Source organism: Nitrospira sp. (assembly GCA_037045225.1).
In the GTDB taxonomy this organism is placed as follows: domain Bacteria; phylum Nitrospirota; class Nitrospiria; order Nitrospirales; family Nitrospiraceae; genus Nitrospira_A.
The window spans coordinates 2829791-2853560 of the sequence record JBAOHZ010000009.1 but is presented as its reverse complement, the minus strand read 5'-3'; the positions used below and the strand labels follow the sequence as shown (position 1 = coordinate 2853560).

The window sequence follows — 23770 nt, the reverse complement described above, 5'->3', positions numbered from 1 at the left end:
CCGTAGACGCAGCAACAGCCCTCGCGAGGTACCCTGGGCATATTACGGGCGGGCGCTGGGGCAGTGGGAGGGAGCTCGACAGGCCGTGCGCCCTGTTTCGCGTAGGAGAACCTGAACGAGACGTTCAATGAAAAGGGAAAGATGATTGGGAGGATTCGCGCACACAGGCGGGCACGGGAATTCGAGACAGCACTTAGTCGACTCGTTCTAATTTCCAGCTATGATCCACGAACATGCCCTTCCCTCTCCACCCATCATGGGGATACATTTTCCCGGTCCCATAATAATCGCCGTCCAGGACCTGCAACTCCGCCGCATACTGAACCCAATCCTGCGTGAGCGTATCGTTTTCAATCGCCACGTGCAGGAAATAGCGGCCGCCACAGAGCGGGAGGTGGGGGATATGGAAATCGACAAACCCGGTCCCTTCGAGGGTGAGGGGCGTCCGGTCGACAAGGTCCGTTGAGAGAATGCAGGCGGTGCGTTCGTCACGGTTGAGCACGACCATGACACGCATATTCTCGAACACCTTCCGAACGTGACAGGCATAGTGCACACGCACCACGAGATGTTGTCCGGACAAGGCCGGCTGTACCGGCGCCAGCTTCTCATTGAGAAAACTGATCGCCTGCACCATCAACTCGTGCTTCGTATAACGATCGGTGCGGTCGGCTAACGATGCCCCGCCTCCCGTGAAGGCCTCGCTCATATACTGTTCAATGATCTGCTGCGGACGACCGTTGCCCACAATAGTGCCCTGACGCAACAAAATGGCGCGTTGGCACAAGTTGGCCACAACCGGCAGATCGTGACTGACCAGGATGACGGTTCGCCCATCACGCCGGACCTCATCCATCTTCCCCAAACATTTCTTCTGAAATGCACCGTCGCCCACCGACAACACCTCGTCGACGATCAAAATCTCGGGATCCAAATGGGCCGCGACGGAAAACGCCAATCGCACATACATGCCGCTGGAGTATCGTTTCACCGGTGTATCGATAAACTGTTGCGTGCCTGAGAATTCGACGATTTCTTCGAGGCGACGATCGATGTCGACCTTACGCATCCCGAGCATGGCAGCGTTCAGATAAATATTCTCCCGGCCCGTCAACTCGGCATGAAATCCTGTGCCGACCTCAAGCAACGAGGTCACCCGCCCGTAGATGTCGATTTCACCGCTGCTCGGCTCCGTAATCCGTGAGAGCACTTTTAATAACGTGCTCTTTCCGGCGCCGTTGTGCCCGATAATGCCCAACACCTCGCCTTCAGTCACGTCAAACGACACATCGTTCAACGCATGAAAGGTCCGCGGTCCGTCCTCACTCGTGGCCGACTTCCTGAACACAGACCGACACGCATGGGCGATCCGATCGCGCAGAGTATCGTGGTTGACTGACGCAATCACGTATTGCTTGCTGACATTCCGGGCGGAGATCGCAATTTCAGCCATTAGATAACATCCGCAAAGGTGCGCTCCATACGCTTGAAGTAGATGACCCCGCTCACAAACAACAGCAACACGATCACGATGCTCGGCAGCATCATCTCCAGTGAGGGCGCGCGCTGCCCCAGCAAGGTCCACCGAAATCCCTCGACCACGCCGACCACGGGATTCAGGCTATAGAGCGCCCGCCATTGCTCGGGAATGAGGCTGACGGGATAGACGACCGGAGAGGCGAACATCCACAACTGCACAAAGAAGGGAATGATGTGTCCTACGTCCCGAAACTTCACATGCAAGGCCGAGAACCACAAGCTGACCGCCAAGGCCGCCAGTAACGCCATGACCAGGAAGATGGGAAACAAGAAGATCTGCCACCCCGGAGTCATGCCGAACCATAACATCAGCGGAATCATCATCAGCAAGGAGCACACCAAATCGACGGCCGGAGTCGCAGCGGCGGCCAGGGGGATGATTAAGCGGGGGAAATACACTTTGCTGATGAGATGGGATTCCCCCACCAAACTGGTGCCGCTCCGGCTGGTCGCTTGCGCGATAAAATTCCACGGCAGCAACCCGGCATAGGCAAACAATGGATAGGGCACTCCATCCGAAGGCAATTTGGCCAGATAACTAAAAATCGCCGTGAACAGAAGCATGGAGATCAGCGGCTGAAATACGGCCCAACCGGCCCCGATGATCGCCTGCTTATACCGCACCTTGGTGTCGCGCCACACTAGAAAGACAAGTAACTCGCGATACTGCCAAAGTGCTCCCAAATCGAGATGGAGCCATCCCCGACTCGGTCGAATTTTGACGGTCGGTGTTCGCACAACTTGCCCAGGAGTGGGAATCGGCACGGAAGGGACATCGAGACTGTTTGAGGCCTTCATCGTCATAGAAATCCCACTAGCGTTTGATGAGATGCGGTTCCCAAAATGAACGGTCGTACCGCGGCCAGGCGTGGCAGCCGAACGGAAGGCGACGTTGATTGAGTTCGAAACAGATCTGCGGCGTCACTTCAAACCCGAAACGCAAGCCCTCCTCAACGGAGGCCACCCTAAATTCAGGGTCGTACCGCACTGCCTCAGTCGACCAGAAGTGGTCCTCATTTCTGGTCCCATCAGGCCGCAAATACCACTGGCTCACTTCTCGTGTCACTCCGTTGTACCGCTTGATGTACTTGAACCATTTCCATGGAAGATACAGCCATCGCAGGGGGATCGACGTGCTGGAGACCACCGACTGCCAATACACCTCGGGATCGATCCAATATCGATCGGACGACAGTACCTTGAGAAAACTCGGCACCTTTCTCAGCGAAAACCCGCCGTTTCCGACACGAGGCGTCGACACCCAGGGGCTATCTTTCGAGTGCATCCATGGCGAGCCGATGTAATCCAACCCAGTGGCGCACCACTCGAGCAATTGATCGGAAAACACCAGGGCATCCAGTTGATAAATTAAGATGTACTCGTAGGCTTTGAACGCTTCGTAGAAGAGCGGGGAAAGCATCAACCTGGTATTGGCATTCGCGCTGCCGAAATACGAATCCGCAAACCGTTGGATGCGGTATCCCGGCCGCTCAATGTCCAAACTCTGTGGCACGACGAGGTATTTGTCATACCGGCCGAGAAAATGCTCCAGGTGTCGAAACGAAATGTCTTCATCCGACGTAAATTCCGTCCGGTTGTATGCAGGCACCACCACCGCAACACGACTGATGGCTTCGGCTTGCGCAGTACGTTCGTTTGCCACGAATACTCCCTCAGGACTTTGCCAGTGACGGCTTAAACCAGAACGACCGCCGGGGCGAACCGGACCGGAGCAATTCCGGAACCGTTACAAATCGGTATCGCCCCTTCGATTGTTCCAGCAGGGTCTCCAGGGCCTCCAACATCGCCCGACGATCCGGCCAAGATTGGTGTTCCGCGTCGATGCCATGTGCAGGAGCCCCCTTATCGAATAAGGTATCATGCAGCAGGACGATCGCACCCGGTTCCAGGCTGTCCAGCAGATAGCGGCTCAACGCGACGGGATCCGATTCATACCAGTCCCCGCTATTGACGTTCCACCCTACCACCTCGTAGCCCAGTAGCAAGGCCTCAAGGCGGGTCACCACTGTTTGTTCGCCGTAGGGAGGGCGAAAAAGACGGGCGGCGTGGGAGCCCAGCTCGCGTTCACAGGCACGGATTTGTCGTCGTCGCTCGCGACCGGAAAGGCTGGGAAAGGCGCGATGGTCCCATGAATGGAGACCGATCGCATGCCCGCCGGCGGTCATTCGCTTCACGAGATCAGGCTGGCTGGCGGCGGCTTCTCCGACCAGAAAAAACGTCCCTCGTGCGTGATATTTCTCCAGAAGGGCCAGGACCAGCGGTGTACTCTGGGAGTCCGGTCCATCATCAAACGTCAGCGCTGCAATGGACTCCCCGGTGACCACATGGGTCACACTCCCGAACACTTTCCTCAGCGCTGTGGAAATCACCGTCCTAGGATGCATCGGTTGGTTCTACCGCTACTCCACCATGGCCGGAGGTGCCCAAAACCGCAGACTGCCTTTGAGCGATCCCATCAGACGGCCAAGTCGCCACCACAACATCGCTTTTCCTTCCGGGGTCCGGAGCAATTCCGGAACACGCGTTAAGAGAAACCGCCAAGCTTGTCCGTACTGACGCCATCGCCACCACTCTGAGGAAGATCGCAGGCCATATCTCTTGTACAGGAACACCTCGTACTCCGCATAACGCGAGGCTTGAACATAGGCGCCTCGGGCACTTCCGCGCAGGCGGCAATGCAGCACCGCCTCGGGAACAAACGTCAACTTCGTCCCCTGCTGCTGGATTCTCATACAATAGTCGACATCTTCACAAATTGGAATCGCTTCATCAAATCCGCCCACTGCCTCATGCAGCACCCGCGTGATCCCCAACGTTCCGGCGCCGGCATGCGGAAACGGCAAGAAGCGGAACTGCTGCAGTGCAGTGGCCTGTGTATGTTGACGTGCCGTTCGAAGCGACGGAGGATTGAGCTGCTCGAAATCCAGGCGACAGGCGACAAACTCATATCTGCGTAGAGCCGACTCCATCGCAGCGGCCCAGCCTGAGCCAGGAACGTCATCCGCATCGCAGAACAATACCCCTTCCCCTGTCGCAGCCTTGACACCCACGTTTCTGGCGTGCGCGGCGCCTCGCCTGGCGGATGCATCCACGATACGTAGACCGGGTAACTGCCCCTCATAGCGCGCGACAACGTGCCGGAGATCGTCCGTCGAGCCGTTATCCGCGACAATCACTTCCCACTCATCCGACCACGCCTGATCGAGCAGGCCGCGGAACACGTCTTCGATCGTTGGCGCCGCATTCCAACAGGGAACTATCACACTCAGTTTCATGGACGACTCTGCCCGGAGTTGACTTACGTACAGGCGCTATCGACTGGAACCCACAGATGCGGCCTCCGCGACGCGTGGAGACTGGAAGGCAAGTCGATAGACATTCGCCAACCGCCCCCACTGCACCCAGTAGCCGGGATCCTGGAACAATGCACTGAGCGCCACCACCCTGGCCATCCGAGGGGAACCGCTCTGAAGCGTCGTGGCGGCCGCCTCCAGCAACTCTCCCAGCAGCCGACGTGTGGGAGGGGCGGAAGGAGCCGGACCGGCGGCAATGGCACGCCCGATGTCCTCCCACAAGGACTTCACTTCGCGAACCGGATTCGTCGACGCAGCCGCCGACGTACCGGCGACACGCTTCAGCCAATCCAATACTGCCGGCTCCTGCAGCAACCAGGGCGCGGCACGAAGCGACATCAGCAGATGCTCGCGAGTCGGCTTCAATCCCCCGCCGCTCCACCACCGTTGGTGAGCAATACTTGCGCACACGGCGGCCCGAGCCTTTCGCCTCACACGATCCGCTTCCGCTGTGGCGGGCAACCGTTCCAGCGCGGCTTCGACAATCCGCGGGAGTTGCTGTTCGTTGGTACCGTTTACAATCGTGCTGTACCATAGCCCTTGTTGCGAGTAACGCCCGCGCGCAACCGGCCCGCCGGCAAGAAACATCCAGGGTGTCAGCGCGGCGATTCTGAGCGCCATGTCATAATGTTCCATCCCGGCTTTCGTCTCATCGAAATACCCTGCACGTTCGAACAACTCTCGCCTGACGAGCCATGTGGGCGGATGTAGAAAGTCGTCGGTCGTGGTGACAAACGCCTCCAGGACGTTTCCGGATGGACCCCACTCGGGCCAGAGCAAGAGGGGGACCTCACTGCCGGTCACGACACTTTGGCCATACAGCACGCCGACCTCAGGATGCGCCTCAAGAATCGGAACCTGCACCATCAGCTTGTGCGTGAGGAATTCGTCGTCGTCGTCCAGGAGCGCCACATATTTACCTCTTGCCCGCTTAATGCCCGCATTGCGAGCCCCTGATGCCCCGCTATTCTTCTGCAATCGCAGGTACTGGACTTGCGGAAATTCCGCCGCCACTTGAGGGGTGTCATCCGGCGAACAATCATCCACCACGATGATCTCCATGTCGAAGAGTTCACCGGATTTCTCCTGCGCCAGTGCAGAAATAATGGCTTTCCTGAGGAGCTGTGCCCGCTTATAGGTTGGAATCACCACACTGACCAAGGGACGTTCAACAGGCAGTGCACCCATTTCCCCAGCCCCTGGTTCGCATTGCGGTTTCGCGCTGGTCTCGCTCATAACCGTCACAGCCCCCTAGTCAAAAGTGAAGCCATACATCTGGTGAGCACCCCACCTGGCGATTTGCCTTGCCGAATTGTCGACGGCCACTCTCGTACGACCGAACGGCGCGTCCCACGCTGCGGCACGGTAAGAAAGCCACGGGAAGTAGTGTGCACCATGCGGAAGCCACGTACCCGGAACGGAGCCCTTTCCTTCAGAAGCAGACCGCCCCCGTCGCAGGCTGTGGGCAAAGGCCGTTGGATGCACTCCAGCTACAAATCGTAGCATGCCACCCACTGACGGGCGAAAAATACTTATTTTCTCGCCTCCCACCATCGACGCGATGGCGTCCCACGCCATCAATCCCCTCTCCAAGCATGCGGGAGCCGGAGCGGTCTTACCGAGCGCCCTTCACTTTAGATGAATCCACGGCTGCCGAGGAGCGGTATCGAGTACGGCGGAAAGCGCTTGCTGAACGGCGTACCCATCCATAAACGAGGCATCGACTTCACGATTCAAGCGCCCCTGCAGGCAGGCCTCAACAAAACTCCGCATCATGCGCGCCAGGCAATGGGGCCGGCCATCAGAAGCCTCTTCGGGCAAGGGCACGACCTCCCAGGCCGGCCGTGTGGGACGCGACACCTTCAACACATCGACTGCACCGCGGCTCAATGAGGCCTTGAGCGCGCCGCGCTGCCCGACCACCTTGATGTAAGATTTCTCGCCGGAGTCCGGTGTCGCACGACTCGCGAACAACTGTCCACGAACTCCATTCCTGCAGAGGAAGGACGCCGACGCAATATCATCCGTCTCGACCGGAGTGAGCCTTCCAGTACTGGGATCCGGACGTTCCCTCGGGACCAGGACGGTACTGCCGGTGACAGCCTCAATCGGCCCGAGCACAAACCCCACGATGTCGAACAGATGAGACCCGACGTCATAAAGCACGCCGCCACCCGCAACGGCTAGCTGATCACGAAAACCGATCGTGGCTTCCGGGTTCATCCCATCCCACGAATCAAAGTGCACCGAGACGTAATACGGGTCTCCGATCTCCCCGTTCAACAATCGACGCCTCAGCTCTTGCACCCCATACAAATATCGATACGTAAATGCGACCTGGTGAATCTTTTGACTCTGTTCTGCGGCTCGAAGCATGCTCGCGGCTTCCGCGACGTTCATTCCCAGTGGTTTCTCACAGAAGACATGCTTCCCGGCGGCAAAAGCAGCCAAGGCCTGGCGAGCATGCAGCGCGTTCGGCGTCGCAATGGTCACCGCATCAATGTCGGGGCGGGCACACAGGCCTTCGTAGTCGAGGGAGGTTTCCGGCACACCGAGTCGTTGCGCCACGGCACGAGTACGAGACTCATCCCGTCCACACAGCACAACCACCTCAGCCTGCGGATGCGACTGCAGTCCGGGCACGTGGCATGTTTCAGCGAACGCCCCAGCGCCGATGACGCCCACTCGTAGCGTTTTCATGCCATCAAAACGTGGGGGCGGATCATCGGATGCGAGGCCGATATTCGCACACACAGCTCCCTACAAGCGGCAGTTACTAATCGCATGCTGGACCACGGGGGGTAATAGGGGATTCCCTGAGCTGTCCACCAAATTATACCTGAGGGGCTGAACGACAGGCTGAAAGGGAACTTGCGCACACTTGTACACAATCCACGGTCATCCCTCATGCATCAGGCTGAACCAGTCCCGTCCGAATGGCCAAGCGGACAAGGCCTGGCACATCGTGAATCTCTAAGCGTTCCATCAATTGTGCGCGGTGAGTCTCTACGGTCTTGACGCTCAGATCAAGGCGCTGGGCGATCTGCTTGGTTGAACAGCCTTCGGCAATGAGCTGAAGTATCTCACGTTGACGTCCCGTCAATTTCCCTAATGGGCCGGTCCTCGAATCATCCTGGCGGCAGTAGGCTTCAAGAGTAAACTTCGCTACCGCGGGTGTCAAATACGTCTCCCCGCGACGCACCGTCTTGATAGCCAGTTCAAGCTCCGCTCGATCGGCATCTTTGAGCAGGTAGCCGGATGCGCCTGCTCGCAAGGCTTCCTTGAGATATTCTTCGTTGGTATACATCGACAGCATCAACACTTTCGTCCGCGGACATTCCTGTCGCATGCGACTCGTTGCTTCCAGTCCGTTCATGCCCGGCATCGCAATGTCCATCAAGACCACATCCGGAACAATCTCCTTCGAAACCTTTAAGGCCTCTAGACCATCGCTCACTTCCCCGACGACTAGAATGCCGTCCAGCTTCTCCAGCAACGCCCGAAACCCGGCCCGTACCAGCGTATGATCCTCTGCCAGCAGAACTCTGATCCTGTTCATCGAGACACCTCTCGCGCGCCATCCGACTGAACATGGATCGGGAAGACCGCCCGAACCTCCGTTCCTTCACCGGGCGCTGACGCGATGGTGAACTGCCCGCTGGTCAGCCGTACGCGTTCCTCCATCCCGGACAGGCCGACACTCGTGCCCGCTCGAGCCCCGGTGCGCACCGCCTCCGGATCGAAGCCGACTCCATCATCGCAAATGACAAGGATCAGCGCTTGCGCCTCCATCTCCAGTCGGACGTCGACCTTCCTGGCCTGTGAGTGGCGTGCCACATTCGTAAGCGCTTCCTGCGCGAGGCGGAAGCAGGCAATTTCGATGTCCGGGGAAGGCCGAGCGAAAACCCCTTCCGCGGTAAACTGCATTTCCCACCCGGCGCGTTCGGCTTGTCTGCCGACGTACCACCGGAGAGCGGGAACCAACCCCAATTCATCCAGGAGGGCGGGCCTCAGATCCAATGCCAGACTACGAACACGCTGAAGCACTTGTGCCAGAATCTCCAAGCTATCCGCGATCGGCTCCTCGACAGGCTCGCAATTCGGGAGCGTGCGCAGTTCCCGCAGGTTCAACTTGACCGCCGTCAGCGCCTGCCCGATCTCATCGTGCAAATCGCGGGCAATCGCCCGGCGCTCCAACTCCTGCACCTCCATCAACCGGCGGGAGAGCACGCGAAGACGCTCATTGGCCTCGCTCAACGCAGCCGTGCGCTCTGTGACCCGCTGTTCCAATTCCTCATGGGCACGGCTCAGGGCCTCCTGAGCCCGTTGTTGTTCGGTGATATCCGTATTCATTTCAAGACTACCGCTGGGCACGCCCTCCGAATCACGCAACAACGTCCATCGGCTCGAGACCGTGATGGCCGTTCCGGCACGAGTCGTGTGCCGCAGTTCACCACTCCAATATCCGTTTCTCAGGAATTCCCGTTTGATCTCCCCCAGCGGCAAGGGAAACTGCGTCCTCAAAAAATCATGAATATAGGCACCCAACGCGTCCTTTGCACTCCACCCATACAAACGCACCGCACCATCGTTCCAATACGTAATCGTGTCCCGCTCCAAATCCCGAACCAGAATCGCGTCGTTGGCCAAATCCAACCACTCAGCCTGCCGGCGCAATTTTTCCGCCGCACGCAATTGTCCGCGTCTATCCTGCGCGACCATGCAGTAGCCCGCCACCTGACCCGTGCCGCCCGGTACCGCACTGACCGAGAGGACGACGGGGAAACGATACCCATCCCGATGCACGTAGGTCCATTCCTCCTCGCACACATGCCCGACCGTGACCCGCTCAACGAGCATGCCAAATTGATGTCGTTCCGTCATGTCGGGTGGGATAGACTTCGCTGCCATCCGGCCCACCAGCTCGGTCGGGTCATGAAACACGACCGGGGTCACCTGGCCGACAACCTGCGTCGCATCAACTCCCAGCAATCTCTCTGCCGCATGGTTGAAACCCGTGATGATTCCCGCTGCAGTGGTCGAGATGATGGCCGGCGTGCTCCCATCATCAACTTCTTCAACCATGGCCGTCTCCAACCTGATCGAGGATAATGGCTGCCCCCAACGATTGGCGGAGGCACTCGTGACAGGGCAAGCTCTGCCACCACAATGAGCGGCTACAATCATACTACAGCCATCCCCTGGAAACGATGATCCCTCGACATGGAGCGGACGGCAGGTCGCGGGCACACCAACTCGTGTGAAGGCCCTAAGCGTTCTGTTCTGGGGAATGAACCGTTCTCGTGACTGGTCCCGCAAGAAATCGGGAAAGAGGTTAGATCGATTGCTTTAGCCGAGCCGATTGCCAACCGACCAACCAGACGCCGGCAAGGATAAGCGCAATGCCCACGATCTCGCGGAGGCCGATCGCCTCACCCAACACGACGGCGGATAACAGGAGGGCTGACACTGGGATAAGGTTGACGAATACGCCGGCCCGGGAAGGACCGACCCCTTGCACGCCATACAACCAGGCCTGCTGCCCCAAGGCTGTGGCAAATACGATGAGATACAGCAACGCCAGCCACCCGGAGACCGGGACCACGCTCATACCAGTGAGAAGCAGCTTCTGATCAGTCCAGAGCAGCGGAATCTGCAACAAGAGCGACAGGAGGAGTGTGGTCCAATTCACGGTCAACGGCGAGAGACGCTCCATCACCTGCCGGCCACCGATGGAATACAGCGCCCAACTGACCAATCCCAGTAGCACCAAGGTGCCGCCCAACCAGGGATTGTCCCCGCTCGGAGCCTGCCCTCCGACGCCGGACACCAGTGCCACCCCGGCAAACGAAACCGCACAACCGGCCGCCACCGTCTTGAACGGAATATCACGCACGAGCAAGGAAGACAGCAGTGCGGTAATGGCCGGGCTGGCACCGATAATCACGCCGGCGGTCGCAGCGCCGATGTAGCGCAGCCCGAACAGCGTGAGCAGATGGTTGCCCAATACCCCGAGGCCCAGCAGCGACAGCACCTTAAGATCGCGAGTGGTGAACGTCGTGCGGCCACCTTCGGCCCACCACCAGAGAGGAATCAGGATCACCAGCGCGCCGAAGCCGCGCAACAGGGACGTCTCCACTGCCGAAAACGCGCCCAGCGCCAGCTTCTGCCCGACAATCGACCCGCCCCAGACCAGCGCCGAGGCGGTCAACGCGGTATAGGCGGCGAACACCGATGGTTTCTGCATCTACGGACTGCCTCAATTCACGACACACGTGGCATGCAACGAACCGCGAGCCCCGCACTCTAGAGGTCTAGGCGGTTGGTGCCGGCGTGATAATCCAAATACCGTCCCGGATGGTCGCCAACACTGCGGACACCCGCGTATCCGCCCTGACGACCCGGTTAAGCTCCTGAATCGCCGCAGTACGCTCATCCGGGGGCGGCTCCACTAGGACATCACCGTCCCACAACACATTGTCGATGAGAATGACCCCGCGCGGGGACAACAACTCCAGCGCCCGGCGGTAATAGTTCACATAGTTCAGTTTGTCGGCATCGATAAAGATAAGATCGAAGGGACCCGTGAGTTCCGCCATGGTCTCCAATGCCGGCCCCATACGGATCTCGATCTTTCGGCCATGGGGGGATTGCGCAAAAAATCGCCGAGCCACCGCCGCCGACTCGGCATCGACATCGCACGTAATCACCCGGCCCTGATCGGGTAACGCTTCCGCAAAACAGAGGGCGCTATACCCCGTGAACATGCCGATCTCCAACACACGCGTGGCCTGCACGAGACGAGTCATCATGTGCAAGAACGCGCCCTCGAGGGGGCCGACCAGCATCCGCGCAAACTCCATCGTCCGTTCCGTTTCCTCACGGAGCGCACGGCGCGTGGATGTTTCAGGCAATGAAACGGCAGCCGCATAGGCGTCGATCCTTGGCAATACGAGGTCAGTCATCGGTTTCACTCCAGAAGAGAGTTGTGCGACAATTCGCACCGGCCGCGGAATCATAACATGGACGTCCCCGGAGAAGGAGCTCGAAGGTGAAGACACTGGCGACATTGGAACCGTTGACAACACGTTTGCTGGAAATTCGGCGCATCCAAAGCGCGGCCGCGGTACTCTCCTGGGACCAGGAAACATATATGCCCGCTGGCGGCGGAGCGGCACGCGCGGAGCAAATCGCGACGCTGGAAGGCCTCGCTCACCAGAAGCTCGTGTCCGCCGAGCTCGAAGCACTGCTGACCGAATGGATCGATCCCTCGACCGGACAGGCCGCCGAGAGTTGGGATGAACCTTCCCGGTCTCTGTTGCGAGAAACCTGGCGCGACTTCAGTCGGGGCAAGAAACTTCCATCCGACTTTGTGATCCGCCTCAGCCGCGAATGTTCCTTGGCTCAGCAGGCCTGGGTGAGCGCCCGAGAAGAGAATCGCTTTGCGAAGTTCTTGCCGTCGCTGAACACGATCCTCGGCCTCAAGCGTGAGGAGGCTGAGTACCTCGGATACCGAGATTCACCCTACGATGCCCTCCTTGATGCGTATGAGCCTGGTGCCACCATCGCCCAACTGACACCGCTGTTCGCGCAACTTCGTGGACGCCTCGTCCCGCTCTTACAGCGCGTTCAAGCCAGCCGCGTCACCATCGACGACCGTTGCCTGCACCAGAGCTTCGACCAGGCCAAACAGGTCGAGTTCGGGCGGCTGGTGCTGACCGCCATGGGCTACGACTTCGACCGCGGGCGCCTCGACCTCTCGGCTCATCCGTTCACGACCTCTTTTCATCCGACCGATGTCCGGGTGACGACACGGGTCTTCGAGAGAGATCTGCCCTCGTGCCTGTTTAGTTGCATCCATGAAGGGGGCCACGGCCTGTACGATCAAGGCTTAGACCCTCGGTACTATGGCACTCCCCTGGGCGAGTCCGTGTCACTCGGCTTTCACGAAAGCCAGTCTCGCCTCTGGGAAAATTGTGTCGGCCGCTCCCGTGCGTTCTGGCACTGCTTCTACCCGATACTGCAGCACACGTTCCCGCAACAGTTGGCGGATGTGCCCCTCGACCGGTTCTACGCCGCCATCAACCGGGCCAGCCCCTCGCTGATTCGCGTCGAAGCCGACGAATTAACCTATAATTTACACATCATGTTACGCGTCGAGATTGAACAGGCCCTTATTGAGGGGCGGGCACAACCCGATGATCTGCCTAGCCTCTGGAATGAGAAAATGCGGTCGTATTTGGGTATCGTGCCGGAACGGGACGCCGAGGGTGTCCTGCAAGATGTACATTGGTCCATGGGCGCCTTCGGCTACTTTCCGACCTACACTCTGGGAAACCTCTATTCCGTGCAGTTCTTTGAACAGGCACAGCAGGAACTTCCACAACTGGACGAGGACATGCGGGCAGGACACCTTCTCCCACTCCGACGGTGGCTCGAACAGAAAATCCACCGGTGGGGACGCATGTTCACCCCTGATCATCTGGCTCGCCGCGTCACCGGCGGTGGGGTAAACCCGGAACCGTTTCTACGCTACCTCGACGCGAAATACACGGAGTTATACCGACTCTGAGCTCTGCGCCAACTTGCCACCGATCCTCCCCGAAAGCCCTGCGACCTCCCCCTGGCGCCACTCCCGTGTGCGCCAGGATCACGACATCAGGTGAGACCTAAGTATAGGGCCACAACAGGGCCCTTTAGCTCTATGGGCCTCATTGGTGTTCGTGGTACTACTCGTATGCGCAATAAATACATAGGAATATTCGCCTAGTTTGTTACCCTGCTCAAAGGAATGATCGGCTAACCACGTGGGATCCGGAATCGACAAACGCATCCTCGCCTCTTGGCGTTGTAGCCCGAAAGGGTTCCGATCGATCGAGGTCGTGAGAGTCGATATTCGAGTGTTCGGTTACCACGAGTAGGCGGCCTGCAGGAGCGTATCGAATGGTCTCTCCGATTACGACCCAAACCCTGACAGCCCTCCCCCGCCCCACCAATTCGCCAGCGGAGCGGCCCATATCGATTGCTCAGACGGGGACGGACAGGGCTAGACTGCGAGGTGCACCATGAACGGCAATCTGGCTGTGGCTCCATACCAAGACGCATCATCGATGAAAACCGATATCCGAATCTTGCTCGCGGATGATCACGCGTTACTCCGCCGCGGCATGAGGGAGTTCCTCCAAGACTTTCTGAGTGAAGATGGACTGACTCCGCACATTAGCGAAACCGACTCTGCCAGCGGCGCGCTAGAGCAGGTCCGCACCGCCGCCTGGGACCTTGCCATTCTGGATTTGAATTTGCCGGACATGCCCGGGCTTGAAATCCTGCGCATTTTCAAATCCCTGCACCCGTCTCTGCCTGTGCTCATTGTCAGCATTTATGCCGAAGAACATTATTCCGCGCGTGCGATTCGGGCCGGTGCATTCGGGTACCTGACAAAAGCACGAGGTCCTCAGGAACTCCGAATGGCAGTCTCACGAATTCTACAAGGCGGAAAATACCTTCCTCCTCCCGACGTGGAACGCCTCCACGGCGAAGGAGCACACCGGCCACCTTCCGGCGACGACCCCCTCCCCACAACGCTGTCGGATCGAGAGATTGAGGTGCTTCAGTGGATTGCACAAGGGCGCCGTCTCACTGAGATCGCCGGACAGCTGAACCTGAGCATCAAGACGGTGAGTACCTACCGCGCTCGCCTCCTGATGAAACTGGGGAAAAGCACCACTGCAGAACTGATCCGTTACGCTCTGGGCCAGCAGTTAGTCTGACACGTGCCGCTTCACGAAATGATGCACCAGGTCTATCCGCGCTACACACTGGCAGGCAAGTTCACTCAAATTGCGGACCGGTTCGCGGCTGCCGGTGAGGCTGAATCGTCATTTCTTAGGGGAATCCTATGGCCAACATTTTGATCATCAATGCCGACGAGAATCTCAAACGGCTCGTCCAGCTGGCGCTCCCTGGCATGGAACACTTTATTCAGCACAGCCGTTCCTTACGGATGGCCCGCGCTCAACCCGTCCCGTCCAGGCTCGACTTAGTGATCAGTCGTCTCGTCGCGCAAGACGATCAAGGCCCTGAAGATTTGGTAGAGCTTCGCGCGACCTTCCCGACTGCTCGTCTGATCATCGCCGCAGCTCTGCACGCGCCCACGCTGGAAGGCGAAAAATTTCACCGGATCGTTCGCGAACTGCGCATCGAGTATTGTTTGCTCGAACCGATTGAGACGGGCGCCATGCTCCAGACCATCAATACGGCCCTCACGCTTCCGAAACGGCCCTAGGCTGGACCGGACAGCCACCAGTCCCCCATACAATGCCGCAGGCTGCCGAACAGCTGTCGTAGCGGATGCCGATCGAAGCAGCCGCTCGAGCGCGGCCGGAATCAATACCCCATGGCTGTATTGAGCTTCGTCAAATGGCTGGCCGGCAGGAGAAACTCCGCCGACGCTTCGATACGGGTTGGCACCAACAGCGTGGTGTGAAACACAATATCGCGAATTGGAATTTTAAACTCAGGTTGCTGCGGGGTGCTCAGTTCGACTGATTCGACAGATTGTGTAATGGCCGTGACATCCTGCGGCCCATAGGTCGTGATGACCGCCTGCATGAGATCGCGAATTTTCTCGTTCGTTTCATGTCCGTCAATCCCCTTCATCAACAACGGAAGCACCTCGTCGCGAACCTGATCGGACGGACTGAAGTTCTCGACCCGCTCCTTGCGTCGAAGCGAGGTGAGATCATTGTCGAGATCGCGGCTGAACGCGCCATAGGCAAACCGGACGAACTCGAAATGAAAGCCCTTCAGGCCTTTCCCGAACATCTGTAGCTCGCACAGGAAACAGAGCTGCTGCAGCTTCACGTCACTTAATAATCCATAGGGCTCGGCCAACGAGAGCGCATACAGGAGCAGCGCTCGATCAATCGTCATTTCATGGGACTTGCGCACAGGTTCAATCTCCTCTGAATCGTCGATAACCGGCAGGACTATAAACAGGCGCGTTTGGATTCGTCAATCGATGATCGCGCCAGTCGGATACCCCCTTGACCCATCGATCCACTTTCGTCTTTAATGGGCCACTTTCATCCCCATTCACACACAATGTCACAGACCATGAGCAAAACGCTTAAAGAAATGGAGGTGCTTCGCCAGCACCTGGCCAAGCACCAGCTGAAGCTGACTCGGCAACGAGAACTGATTCTGACGGCATTCCTCCGACAAGAACACGTCACGGCCGAGACGATGTACCATCAGTTGGCCAAAAAGGACCCCCACCTGGGACTTGCCACAATCTACCGCACCCTGAATCTGTTCTGCGAGGCGGGCATCGCCCAAGCCCGACACTTCGGCACGCAAACCCAATACGACAATATCTCGCACAAGGGCCATCACGACCACCTCATCTGTACCGGCTGCGGGACTATTGTGGAATTTGAAAATTGTGAGATCGAACGGCTGCAAGAAGAGGTCGCCACGAAGAACGGCTTTGTGATCCAAACCCACCGACTGGAGCTCTACGGCCTCTGCGCCCGTTGCCGCCATTGACGGACCGCCCTCGCATCCAGTACCATATTGAGACAGCTTATCAATTTCAACTAGGAGGCCCCGAGGGCCGTCCCTACACGTGGAGGCATGCCGCATGGCTTCATTCCCTCGCGCATTTTTAGCGCTGACCTTGACCCTCGGTGCACTGGCATTCCCGCAATGGGTGAATGGAACCGCGGAAGCGGCCGACAAGCTGGTGGTCTACTCGGGTCGCGCAGAACGCCTCATCAAACCGGTACTGGACGAGTTTCAAGCGAAAAGCGGCATCCAGATCGACCTGCTCTCTTCCGGCACCACTGAACTGGTCAACCGATTGCAAGCCGAAGGCGATCGCACCCCGGCCGATGTTTTCTTGACGAACGATGCCGGCAGTCTCGAACATGCCCGCGAACTCAAGCTTCTCCGCCCCATGAACATGCGCGAAGTTGAACGAGCGATCCCACCCCAATTCCGAGCCACCGACAACAGCTGGATCGGACTTTCCGGTCGCTTCTGGATCGTCGTCTACAATACCAACCTGGTGAAGCCGGACCAGATCAAATCATTGTTCGACCTCGCCCAGCCGCAATGGAAAGACAAGATCGCCGTCCCCAACTCCGGCAGCGAGTATCTCCAGGCCGGGGTGTCGGTCATCAAGGCGACCTTTGGAGATGAGCGGACGAAGCAATTTCTCCAAGGGCTCAAGACCAATGCCGGCACGCAGGTCTATCAGAAGAGTTCGCAGATCGTAGAGGCCGTTGCGAAGGGCCAAGTCGCCGCGGGCATTGTGAACCACTACTACATCTCTCGCCACCTTGCAGCGCAGCCGACCGCTCCAATCGCGGCTGTCATGACGGATCAGCAGGAGGGCGGCATGGGCGCCATCATGAATGTGACTGGAATCGGCGTCACTCGAGCATCCAAGCATATCGACAGTGCGAAGCTCTTGATTGAATTCCTAGTCGCCCAAGCCGGGCAGAAAATGTTCGCGGACCTGGACAAGGAATACCCCCTGCATCCGGAGGTGAAAGCCGACCCGGCGCTCATCGACCGTCACACCTTCCGGGCGGCTCAAGTTCCGCTCGCTCGACTTGCTGAGTTGCGCGAAGCCACCCTCACACTCATTGAGCAGGTCGGCCTTCGCTAACCTATCCATTCCATGCTGACCGCCACGAGATCTCACGCGCCCTCTTCACTCCAGTGGATCAGCCTGGTGACGGCGGCCTTCCTGATCCTCCCCACCTGCTATATCGTGTACGTAGCACTCACCGCCGCGCCGACCGTGTGGAGTCGCCTCTGGTCGACGCGTATTCCCGAACTTCTTTGGAACACGCTCTCGCTGGCCACCGGCGTGGCCGTAACTACGCTCCTCCTGGGCGTCTCACTGGCCTGGATCATCGTTCGATACGAATTTCCTGGGCGCCGAATCTGGGAATGGGCACTCGCCCTCCCCCTCGCTATGCCGACCTATGTGCTGGCCTATGTCTATGCCCATCTCCTCGGGATGGGCGGCCCGGTAGAGCACTGGTGGCAAACGCTCATGGGACCAGATGCTCGGCTACTCTCCCCGCAAGGATTTGTCGGCGTGACACTCATCATGGCTCTCGATACGTTCCCGTTCGTGTACCTCCTGGTTCGAGGGGCCCTGATGAATCTGAATCTCTCCTTTGAGGAAGTGGCACGCGTGTGCGGCGCGTCTCAATGGGCAACCCTCCGACGGGTCACGCTCCCGCTCATCCGCCCCGCCGTTGCCGCAGGGCTGGCACTCGTGATCTTGTACGTGATTTCGGACTTCGGGGCGGTCTCGCTCCTCCGCTACCAAACACTGACCTATGCGGTCTATCAGCAGATGACCAGCCGCTACGATCACACGGCCGCCAGCATCCTAAGCCTGCTCCTCGTCGTGATGGCGATCATTTTCCTCGTCACCGAGCGATGGTTTCGGCAGCGAAGCCGCTTTTATCAAACGGCCGGCCGATACCGGAACGCCACTCGGCGACGCGCAGGTCCCATGGGGACCGCGCTACTCACCAGCTACGTGGTGCTGGTCTTCGCGGCGGCCTTCGGGATCCCCGCGGCCATGTTGATTCAATGGAGCATCGAGGCCGTATCCCAAGGTGCCCTGGACGCGCGCTTCTTCGGCTTTATCTGGAACAGCAGTTTTCTAGCCGCACTGGCGGCGTGCGGGGGGGTGATCATCGGTCTACCGCTGGCCTATCTCGCCAGCCGTCGGCCCTCGCGACTCAATCTCGCCTGCCTCCAAGCCGCCTATGCCGGCTACGCCCTACCCGGCCCAGTTGCCGCACTCGCTGTGCTTGTGCTCTTCACTCAGTTCGCACCTGCCCTGTACGGCACCGTGGTGGTCTTGCTGGTCGCCTACATTGTGCACTTTCTGCCGGTTGGGCTGCAGTCGATGGAACCGGCCCTCCAGCAAGTCACGCCTAATGTGGAGGAAGTAGCACGTACCTTGGGCTGCACAACTCGTCATACACTTCGGCGCGTGACTCTGCCGCTCATTCGTAATGGGTTTATTGCCGCATGGGTGCTGATGTTTCTTCAGACCATGAAAGAACTTCCAGCCACATTGCTGCTGCGGCCGGTCGGATTTGATACACTGGCCATTCGCGTCTGGCTCGAGGCGAGCGAAGAATATTATCAGTTGGCGGCACCCGCGGCCTTATTGATTGTTCTCCTCAGTCTACCGGCGCTGCTACTGCTGGTGTCGAAAGATTGGCGAGGACGCGCGCAGGAGGTCGTGAGGTGAATTCCATGAATAGCTCGGACACCCACGCACAATCAGGAAAGACAACCGCGACCGCGCTTGAAGCTATGGATATGGCGGCTGAGCGCTCCTCGGTTCTGGAGCTACGCGAGGTGTCCTGCGCATACGAGCCGAAGCGGCCGGCTGTCGAACACATTACCTTCACGGTGCACCAAGGCGAAATTCTCTGCCTCTTGGGCCCATCCGGATGCGGAAAGACCACCATTCTTCGTGCAATTGCCGGATTCGAACGGGTGACCGCCGGGAGCATCGTCCTTTCGGGGCAACTCGTGTCTTCGCAGGACGTGATGGTGCCGACGGAAGAACGACAGATCGGCATGGTTTTTCAAGAATATGCGCTGTTTCCACATCTGCGCGTCGAAAAAAATATCGCCTTCGGTCTCAGCCACCTCTCACGCACACAGCAGCGGGCCATCGTCGATGACCTCCTCTCCCTCACCGGCTTACGCGGTCTGGAGCAGCGGTATCCGCATGAGCTCTCGGGGGGACAACAGCAACGCGTGGCACTCGCCCGCGCCCTCGCCCTGCGCCCCGTATTGTTGCTGCTCGACGAACCGTTCAGCAATCTCGATCCCGACATGGCGAGCCGCATGCGACAAGATCTCCACGCCCTGCTTCGACAGACCAAGACCACGGCCATCCTTGTCACTCATGACCACGACGAAGCATTTTCCATGGCCGACCGCGTCGCAGTCCTGAACCGGGGACGGCTGGAACAGTTCGACACTCCGGAAGCGATTTACCACGTCCCCACGACTCCCTTCGTAGCCGACTTCGTCGGACAAGCGGATTTTATCCCCGGGGTCGTGGCCCATGATGTGGTAACCACCGAGATCGGAGACTTCCCCAACACCCGGCACCTCGCGACAGGAACCCACGTGGTCGTGATGATTCGCCCTGACGACATTCATATCGTCCCGACCAAGGGCGCCAATGCCCATATTCTGGCCCGGCAATTCAAAGGCTCTGAAAACGTGTACACCATCCAACTGCCATCTGGGCAAGTTGTACACAGCAGCGAGTCGTCGCTGAGCATCTATCAAACCGGCACGGCGATTGCCCTTCGAGTGGTGGCAACCCATACGGTCCTCTTCCCGCAACCACTCGAACCGACGGCAACACAACAGGCAGGGCCCGACGCGGCTTGTCCTCCGTAATACGGCGCTCAATCCGGGCTGCATTGAAGATTAAACGGGGGTTACCCCACAGAGAGACAACCGTGCGAGGCGGAGGATCGACGAATGGATCTGCTGAAGAATGCGGTAGAATATGGAATCATCGGCATGCTGATCGCCTTGAGCGTCTGGTCGGTGGCGGTGGCGATCGAGCGATGGCTCTACTATCGACGCGTAGACCTGTCACAATTCACGGACATTCAAACGTTCGAAATGGCGTTGACCAAGCGTTTGGTCATTATCGGCACCGTGGCCGCCAACGCTCCGTACATTGGATTGTTAGGAACGGTGCTGGGGATTATGATGACATTTCATACGATGGGAACGTCCGGCACGATGGCCGTGAATACCATCATGATCGGCTTGAGTCTTGCTCTGAAAGCGACGGCCGTCGGCCTACTCGTTGCCATCCCCTGCGTTGTGATGAACAACATTCTTCGCCGACGCGTCACCGAACTGCTGACGATCTATAAGGTGCAACATGGAACGCGAGGTTAATCAAATCAACGTCATTCCGCTGGTCGACGTCATGCTCGTGCTGCTCGTCATCGTCCTCACCACCGCCACCTTCATCAGTACCGGCCAGATTCCTGTAAACCTTGCCAAGGCCAAAGAGGCCGGCGATCACAAAGATGTCCCGGTCGTGGTAACCTTGACCGCAAACGGCGACCTGTTCCTCAACGACCGCCCCATCCCCCCGGACGGGCTCAAGACTGTCATGTTAGCGCACCCCCGCGAATCGCCGGTGGTGGTGCGGGCCGACAAAGTCACCTTACTGGAACGGTTTGTCTCGGTGGTGGACGAAATACGAGGTCTGGGATTTCAATCCGTCAGTCTGGAGGTCGTTCGCCTGTGACCGCACAGCCCGGCATTTCTGAACCCTTGATCCGCTTCCAAGCAAGCGGGTGGATCATCTCGCTTTGCCTGCATGGTAGTGCAATATTCCTAGCCGGACTCCTAGTCGCCAAGATCGGTCTGGCCCCTCCATCCTCATCCTTTCATTGGGATGTCACGGTCATCGGCGCTCAACCTCCGGCGACGCCTGCCCAATCAGCACCCGATTCCCAGACACTTGCTGCCGAAGTGGTCCGACCGGCTCAACGGCGCACTCCGGCAGCGACTCTTTCTCCAACCGCCTCTCACACCGCGCTCCCGACCACGCCGACCACCACAGCCTCTCTGCCGGCGGATGCACCTTACGAGGCTGCGTCGGTCCTGACTCCACCAATACAGGAACCACAACAGCTGGTTGAACCAACCCGTACGGGTCTCCCTCCAGAGCCTGAAGTTGCGAGGATGGAGTCGCAGCCTGCACTCCATGCGACATCAGCACCCGTTGAGGCTCCCATGCCACCACAGACGGCTGCTTCCCCTGCGACGGCAACTCCTCTTGCCTCAGAAGCACCCTTGCCGACGAGCGCTGTACCGTCCACCACCGAACAGGCCACAGCCCCGCCTCAAACGGCATCCCTCGCCCCATCGAACAGCTCGCCTCAGGCTACGAGGAAACCGGACTACGGCTGGCTCGCAGGGCCTTTACTCCAGCGAATCGAAACGCTCAAGCAATATCCCGTAACGGCGAGGCTGCAACGATTGGAAGGTCGGGTAGTTGTCCGGATCGTAGTTCAGGAAAACGGAGACATTACATCGGCCACCATCGCAAAAAGTTCCGGGCACGATCTGCTCGACCAAGCGGCACTGGAGACCATTCGCCAAGCCTCCCCTCTTACCTTATCGCAGCCGCTCGAAAAATCTTCCATCACGATGCAGATCCCACTCGGGTACTACCTGGACCGGTAAGACGGAAAACTTATCCCTGGCACTGTTGCTGCTCCCAACGTCGCAAGACCGTCTGCTGGTCGAACGTCAGGACATAGGCCCGACAGCCCCCTCCCCGCACTTGACCGCCATACCCTGCCGTCCCGCTGCCCCGCTCGAAATAGGTCCAAACTTCTCCCCCGTCTGAGGCAGACTGTGTCTTGTGTGGGGATCCATACCGTTTCCCCACCATCTCCTGCGTCGCCTCGTTGACCCCATCTTGGAAGTACTTGGAACTGGCGCTGCAGGCGCTTAACACGAACAGGCCGATCATTAGTCCTGTCAACGCACCTTCTCGGCACCAGCCACGGACCAAGCCCCAACGGGAACGTCCGCCATGGATTGAACTACTCGATGCCATCATTCATCCTCACCCTCCCGTTGAGATACGAAGACACCCAGACTTTGCCATCACGATCCACGATCACGGCACCGACCCCCGGCAACCGTTCAACAAGCGCCAGCCCTCGCTCACGACCCATCACAAAAATGCCGGTATCCAGGCCATCTGCCGTCACTCCATCGCGGGCGACCACGGTCACACTTTGACAGTCACGAGCCGGCTGCAAGGTGATCGGATCGAGAATATGGTGATAGCGCACTCCATCCCGTTCGAAGTACCGTTCATAGTCACCGGCCGTCGAAATCGCCTCATCCTGCAGATCAATAAAAGCCAGCACCGCCCCTTCGTGCCTCGGATGCCGGATGCCAAAGGGAAACTTCATGCCGCCCGGAAGTCTGCCGAAGGTCCGGATATCCCCCGAGAGGGCCACGACCCCTGCAGTAGCTCCGGCCTTCTGCATAGCCGCGACAGCCATATCCGCGGCAAAGCCTTTGCCGATCCCGCCCACATCCACCCGCATGCCCGGCTGGGCCAAATAGGCCGTCACCTCCGCGATATTCAGGCGCAACGAGCGCAGATCCGTCAATGGGCGAACCGCCTGCAAGACCGCATCGGAAGGAATCTGTTGCCGATCGAGAACACTCCAGGCCTCAACCGCCGGCCCAACGAGAATATTAAACCCTCCTTCCGTCAACCGGGCCATTTCGAGCGAAGCCTCCAATACCCGCATCGTGTCGCGACTGAGCGTGATGGCGTCCCTGCCGGCGGCAGCATTCACACGCGAAAGCTCACTTGTCGCAATCCAGGTACTGAGCAACTCCTCCAAACGATGAATCTCCTGAAATCCAACCGAAGCCGCATCCTGCGCCCGCTGGCGATCCGACGCCACCGATGTAATCGTCACGAGCGTCCCCATCTGCATCTGCGTTCGCTTCACCACAACAGGAACGGATTCAGACCTTGTCGTCACACATCCGGACGAGAACAAAAACAGGAAGATCCCGCTCATCACTGCAAGACGATATCCCATCGACACCTCACCACCTGAGACAAATATGGCAACCACACTGCGCGTGGCACTCAATGGAAGGCGCAGTTCTGTTGACACAGCCCACCACCGATCTGCGCACGCATACAGCTTCATCTTCTGCGGCGTACCTGCAAAATGCAAATACACACTCCCCCGCTCCCACTCTATCTTGCAGGAACCACC

Annotated in this window: 24 protein-coding genes; 10 read left to right on the top strand and 14 right to left on the bottom strand. The window is 58.7% G+C overall.

Annotation, left to right across the window (positions count from 1 at the left end):
• Window positions 1-193: 193 nt before the first annotated feature.
• The 11 genes from V9G17_14185 to V9G17_14135 all read right to left on the bottom strand — a co-directional run bounded on the left by V9G17_14185 (window position 194) and on the right by V9G17_14135 (window position 11878).
• The gene (locus V9G17_14185; protein MEI2753746.1) at window positions 194-1453 is read right to left on the bottom strand and encodes an ABC transporter ATP-binding protein; all 1260 of its coding nucleotides are present in this window, start codon (window positions 1451-1453) and stop codon (window positions 194-196) included.
• The gene (locus V9G17_14180) at window positions 1453-2343 is read right to left on the bottom strand and encodes an ABC transporter permease (protein MEI2753745.1); all 891 of its coding nucleotides are present in this window, start codon (window positions 2341-2343) and stop codon (window positions 1453-1455) included. Before V9G17_14180 ends, V9G17_14185 begins: the two co-directional genes overlap by 1 nt.
• Window positions 2344-2353: 10 nt before the next feature.
• Window positions 2354-3202 carry a DUF5672 family protein gene (locus V9G17_14175; protein ID MEI2753744.1) on the bottom strand — a complete coding sequence of 283 codons (849 nt, stop codon included), beginning with the start codon at window positions 3200-3202 and terminating at the stop codon, window positions 2354-2356.
• A 10-nt stretch (window positions 3203-3212) separates the two neighbouring features.
• On the bottom strand, window positions 3213-3944 hold the full coding sequence (locus V9G17_14170; GenBank protein MEI2753743.1) for a polysaccharide deacetylase family protein: 732 nt from the start codon (window positions 3942-3944) through the stop codon (window positions 3213-3215).
• A gap of 15 nt (window positions 3945-3959) precedes the next feature.
• On the bottom strand, window positions 3960-4835 hold the full coding sequence (locus V9G17_14165; protein MEI2753742.1) for a glycosyltransferase family 2 protein: 876 nt from the start codon (window positions 4833-4835) through the stop codon (window positions 3960-3962).
• 36 nt (window positions 4836-4871) lie between these two features.
• Window positions 4872-6101 carry a glycosyltransferase family 2 protein gene (locus V9G17_14160; protein ID MEI2753741.1) on the bottom strand — a complete coding sequence of 410 codons (1230 nt, stop codon included), beginning with the start codon at window positions 6099-6101 and terminating at the stop codon, window positions 4872-4874.
• A gap of 441 nt (window positions 6102-6542) precedes the next feature.
• Window positions 6543-7613 (bottom strand): Gfo/Idh/MocA family oxidoreductase, encoded by a 1071-nt coding sequence (locus tag V9G17_14155; protein MEI2753740.1) that lies wholly within the window; start codon window positions 7611-7613, stop codon window positions 6543-6545.
• 205 nt (window positions 7614-7818) lie between these two features.
• Complete coding sequence (locus V9G17_14150) at window positions 7819-8472, bottom strand: response regulator transcription factor (GenBank protein ID MEI2753739.1); 654 nt, start codon at window positions 8470-8472, stop codon at window positions 7819-7821.
• Window positions 8469-9998, bottom strand: coding sequence for a PAS domain S-box protein (locus V9G17_14145; protein ID MEI2753738.1), 1530 nt, complete (start codon window positions 9996-9998; stop codon window positions 8469-8471). The genes V9G17_14150 and V9G17_14145 overlap by 4 nt, the downstream gene beginning before the upstream one ends.
• Before the next feature lie 250 nt (window positions 9999-10248).
• The gene (locus V9G17_14140) at window positions 10249-11160 is read right to left on the bottom strand and encodes a DMT family transporter (protein MEI2753737.1); all 912 of its coding nucleotides are present in this window, start codon (window positions 11158-11160) and stop codon (window positions 10249-10251) included.
• Between the two features lie 67 nt (window positions 11161-11227).
• Window positions 11228-11878 carry a class I SAM-dependent methyltransferase gene (locus V9G17_14135; GenBank protein MEI2753736.1) on the bottom strand — a complete coding sequence of 217 codons (651 nt, stop codon included), beginning with the start codon at window positions 11876-11878 and terminating at the stop codon, window positions 11228-11230.
• Window positions 11879-11964: 86 nt separating this feature from the next.
• Between V9G17_14135 and V9G17_14130 the strand changes: the two genes are divergently transcribed.
• The 3 genes from V9G17_14130 (at window position 11965) to V9G17_14120 (ending at window position 15198) form a co-directional block, all read left to right on the top strand.
• A complete protein-coding gene (locus V9G17_14130; protein ID MEI2753735.1) occupies window positions 11965-13485 on the top strand; it encodes a carboxypeptidase M32 in 1521 nt (506 codons plus the stop codon).
• A gap of 493 nt (window positions 13486-13978) precedes the next feature.
• The gene (locus V9G17_14125; GenBank protein ID MEI2753734.1) at window positions 13979-14683 is read left to right on the top strand and encodes a response regulator transcription factor; all 705 of its coding nucleotides are present in this window, start codon (window positions 13979-13981) and stop codon (window positions 14681-14683) included.
• Window positions 14684-14811: 128 nt separating this feature from the next.
• On the top strand, window positions 14812-15198 hold the full coding sequence (locus tag V9G17_14120; protein ID MEI2753733.1) for a hypothetical protein: 387 nt from the start codon (window positions 14812-14814) through the stop codon (window positions 15196-15198).
• A 101-nt stretch (window positions 15199-15299) separates the two neighbouring features.
• On the opposite strand, the gene V9G17_14115 is transcribed toward V9G17_14120, so the two are convergent.
• A complete protein-coding gene (locus V9G17_14115; GenBank protein ID MEI2753732.1) occupies window positions 15300-15863 on the bottom strand; it encodes a hypothetical protein in 564 nt (187 codons plus the stop codon).
• Window positions 15864-16028: 165 nt separating this feature from the next.
• Here V9G17_14115 and V9G17_14110 point away from each other — a divergent pair, with 165 nt between their 5' ends.
• From V9G17_14110 to V9G17_14080, 7 genes are all read left to right on the top strand, one after another.
• The gene (locus tag V9G17_14110) at window positions 16029-16460 is read left to right on the top strand and encodes a Fur family transcriptional regulator (GenBank protein ID MEI2753731.1); all 432 of its coding nucleotides are present in this window, start codon (window positions 16029-16031) and stop codon (window positions 16458-16460) included.
• A 94-nt stretch (window positions 16461-16554) separates the two neighbouring features.
• Window positions 16555-17586 (top strand): extracellular solute-binding protein, encoded by a 1032-nt coding sequence (locus V9G17_14105; GenBank protein MEI2753730.1) that lies wholly within the window; start codon window positions 16555-16557, stop codon window positions 17584-17586.
• A gap of 66 nt (window positions 17587-17652) precedes the next feature.
• Window positions 17653-19203, top strand: coding sequence for an iron ABC transporter permease (locus V9G17_14100; protein MEI2753729.1), 1551 nt, complete (start codon window positions 17653-17655; stop codon window positions 19201-19203).
• 5 nt (window positions 19204-19208) lie between these two features.
• Window positions 19209-20378: an ABC transporter ATP-binding protein gene (locus tag V9G17_14095; GenBank protein ID MEI2753728.1), complete on the top strand. Its 1170-nt coding sequence runs from the start codon at window positions 19209-19211 to the stop codon at window positions 20376-20378.
• 84 nt (window positions 20379-20462) lie between these two features.
• Entirely contained in the window at window positions 20463-20894 is a 432-nt protein-coding gene (exbB, locus tag V9G17_14090; GenBank protein ID MEI2753727.1) for a TonB-system energizer ExbB, read from the top strand.
• Window positions 20878-21252 (top strand): biopolymer transporter ExbD, encoded by a 375-nt coding sequence (locus V9G17_14085; GenBank protein MEI2753726.1) that lies wholly within the window; start codon window positions 20878-20880, stop codon window positions 21250-21252. The genes exbB and V9G17_14085 overlap by 17 nt, the downstream gene beginning before the upstream one ends.
• A 491-nt stretch (window positions 21253-21743) precedes the next feature.
• Window positions 21744-22196, top strand: a complete 453-nt coding sequence (locus tag V9G17_14080; GenBank protein MEI2753725.1) for an energy transducer TonB — start codon at window positions 21744-21746, stop codon at window positions 22194-22196.
• A 10-nt stretch (window positions 22197-22206) separates the two neighbouring features.
• Here the strand turns inward: V9G17_14080 and V9G17_14075 are convergent, their stop codons facing one another.
• Entirely contained in the window at window positions 22207-22488 is a 282-nt protein-coding gene (locus V9G17_14075; protein ID MEI2753724.1) for a hypothetical protein, read from the bottom strand.
• 73 nt (window positions 22489-22561) lie between these two features.
• Complete coding sequence (locus tag V9G17_14070) at window positions 22562-23587, bottom strand: FAD:protein FMN transferase (protein ID MEI2753723.1); 1026 nt, start codon at window positions 23585-23587, stop codon at window positions 22562-22564.
• Window positions 23588-23770 lie beyond the last annotated feature (183 nt).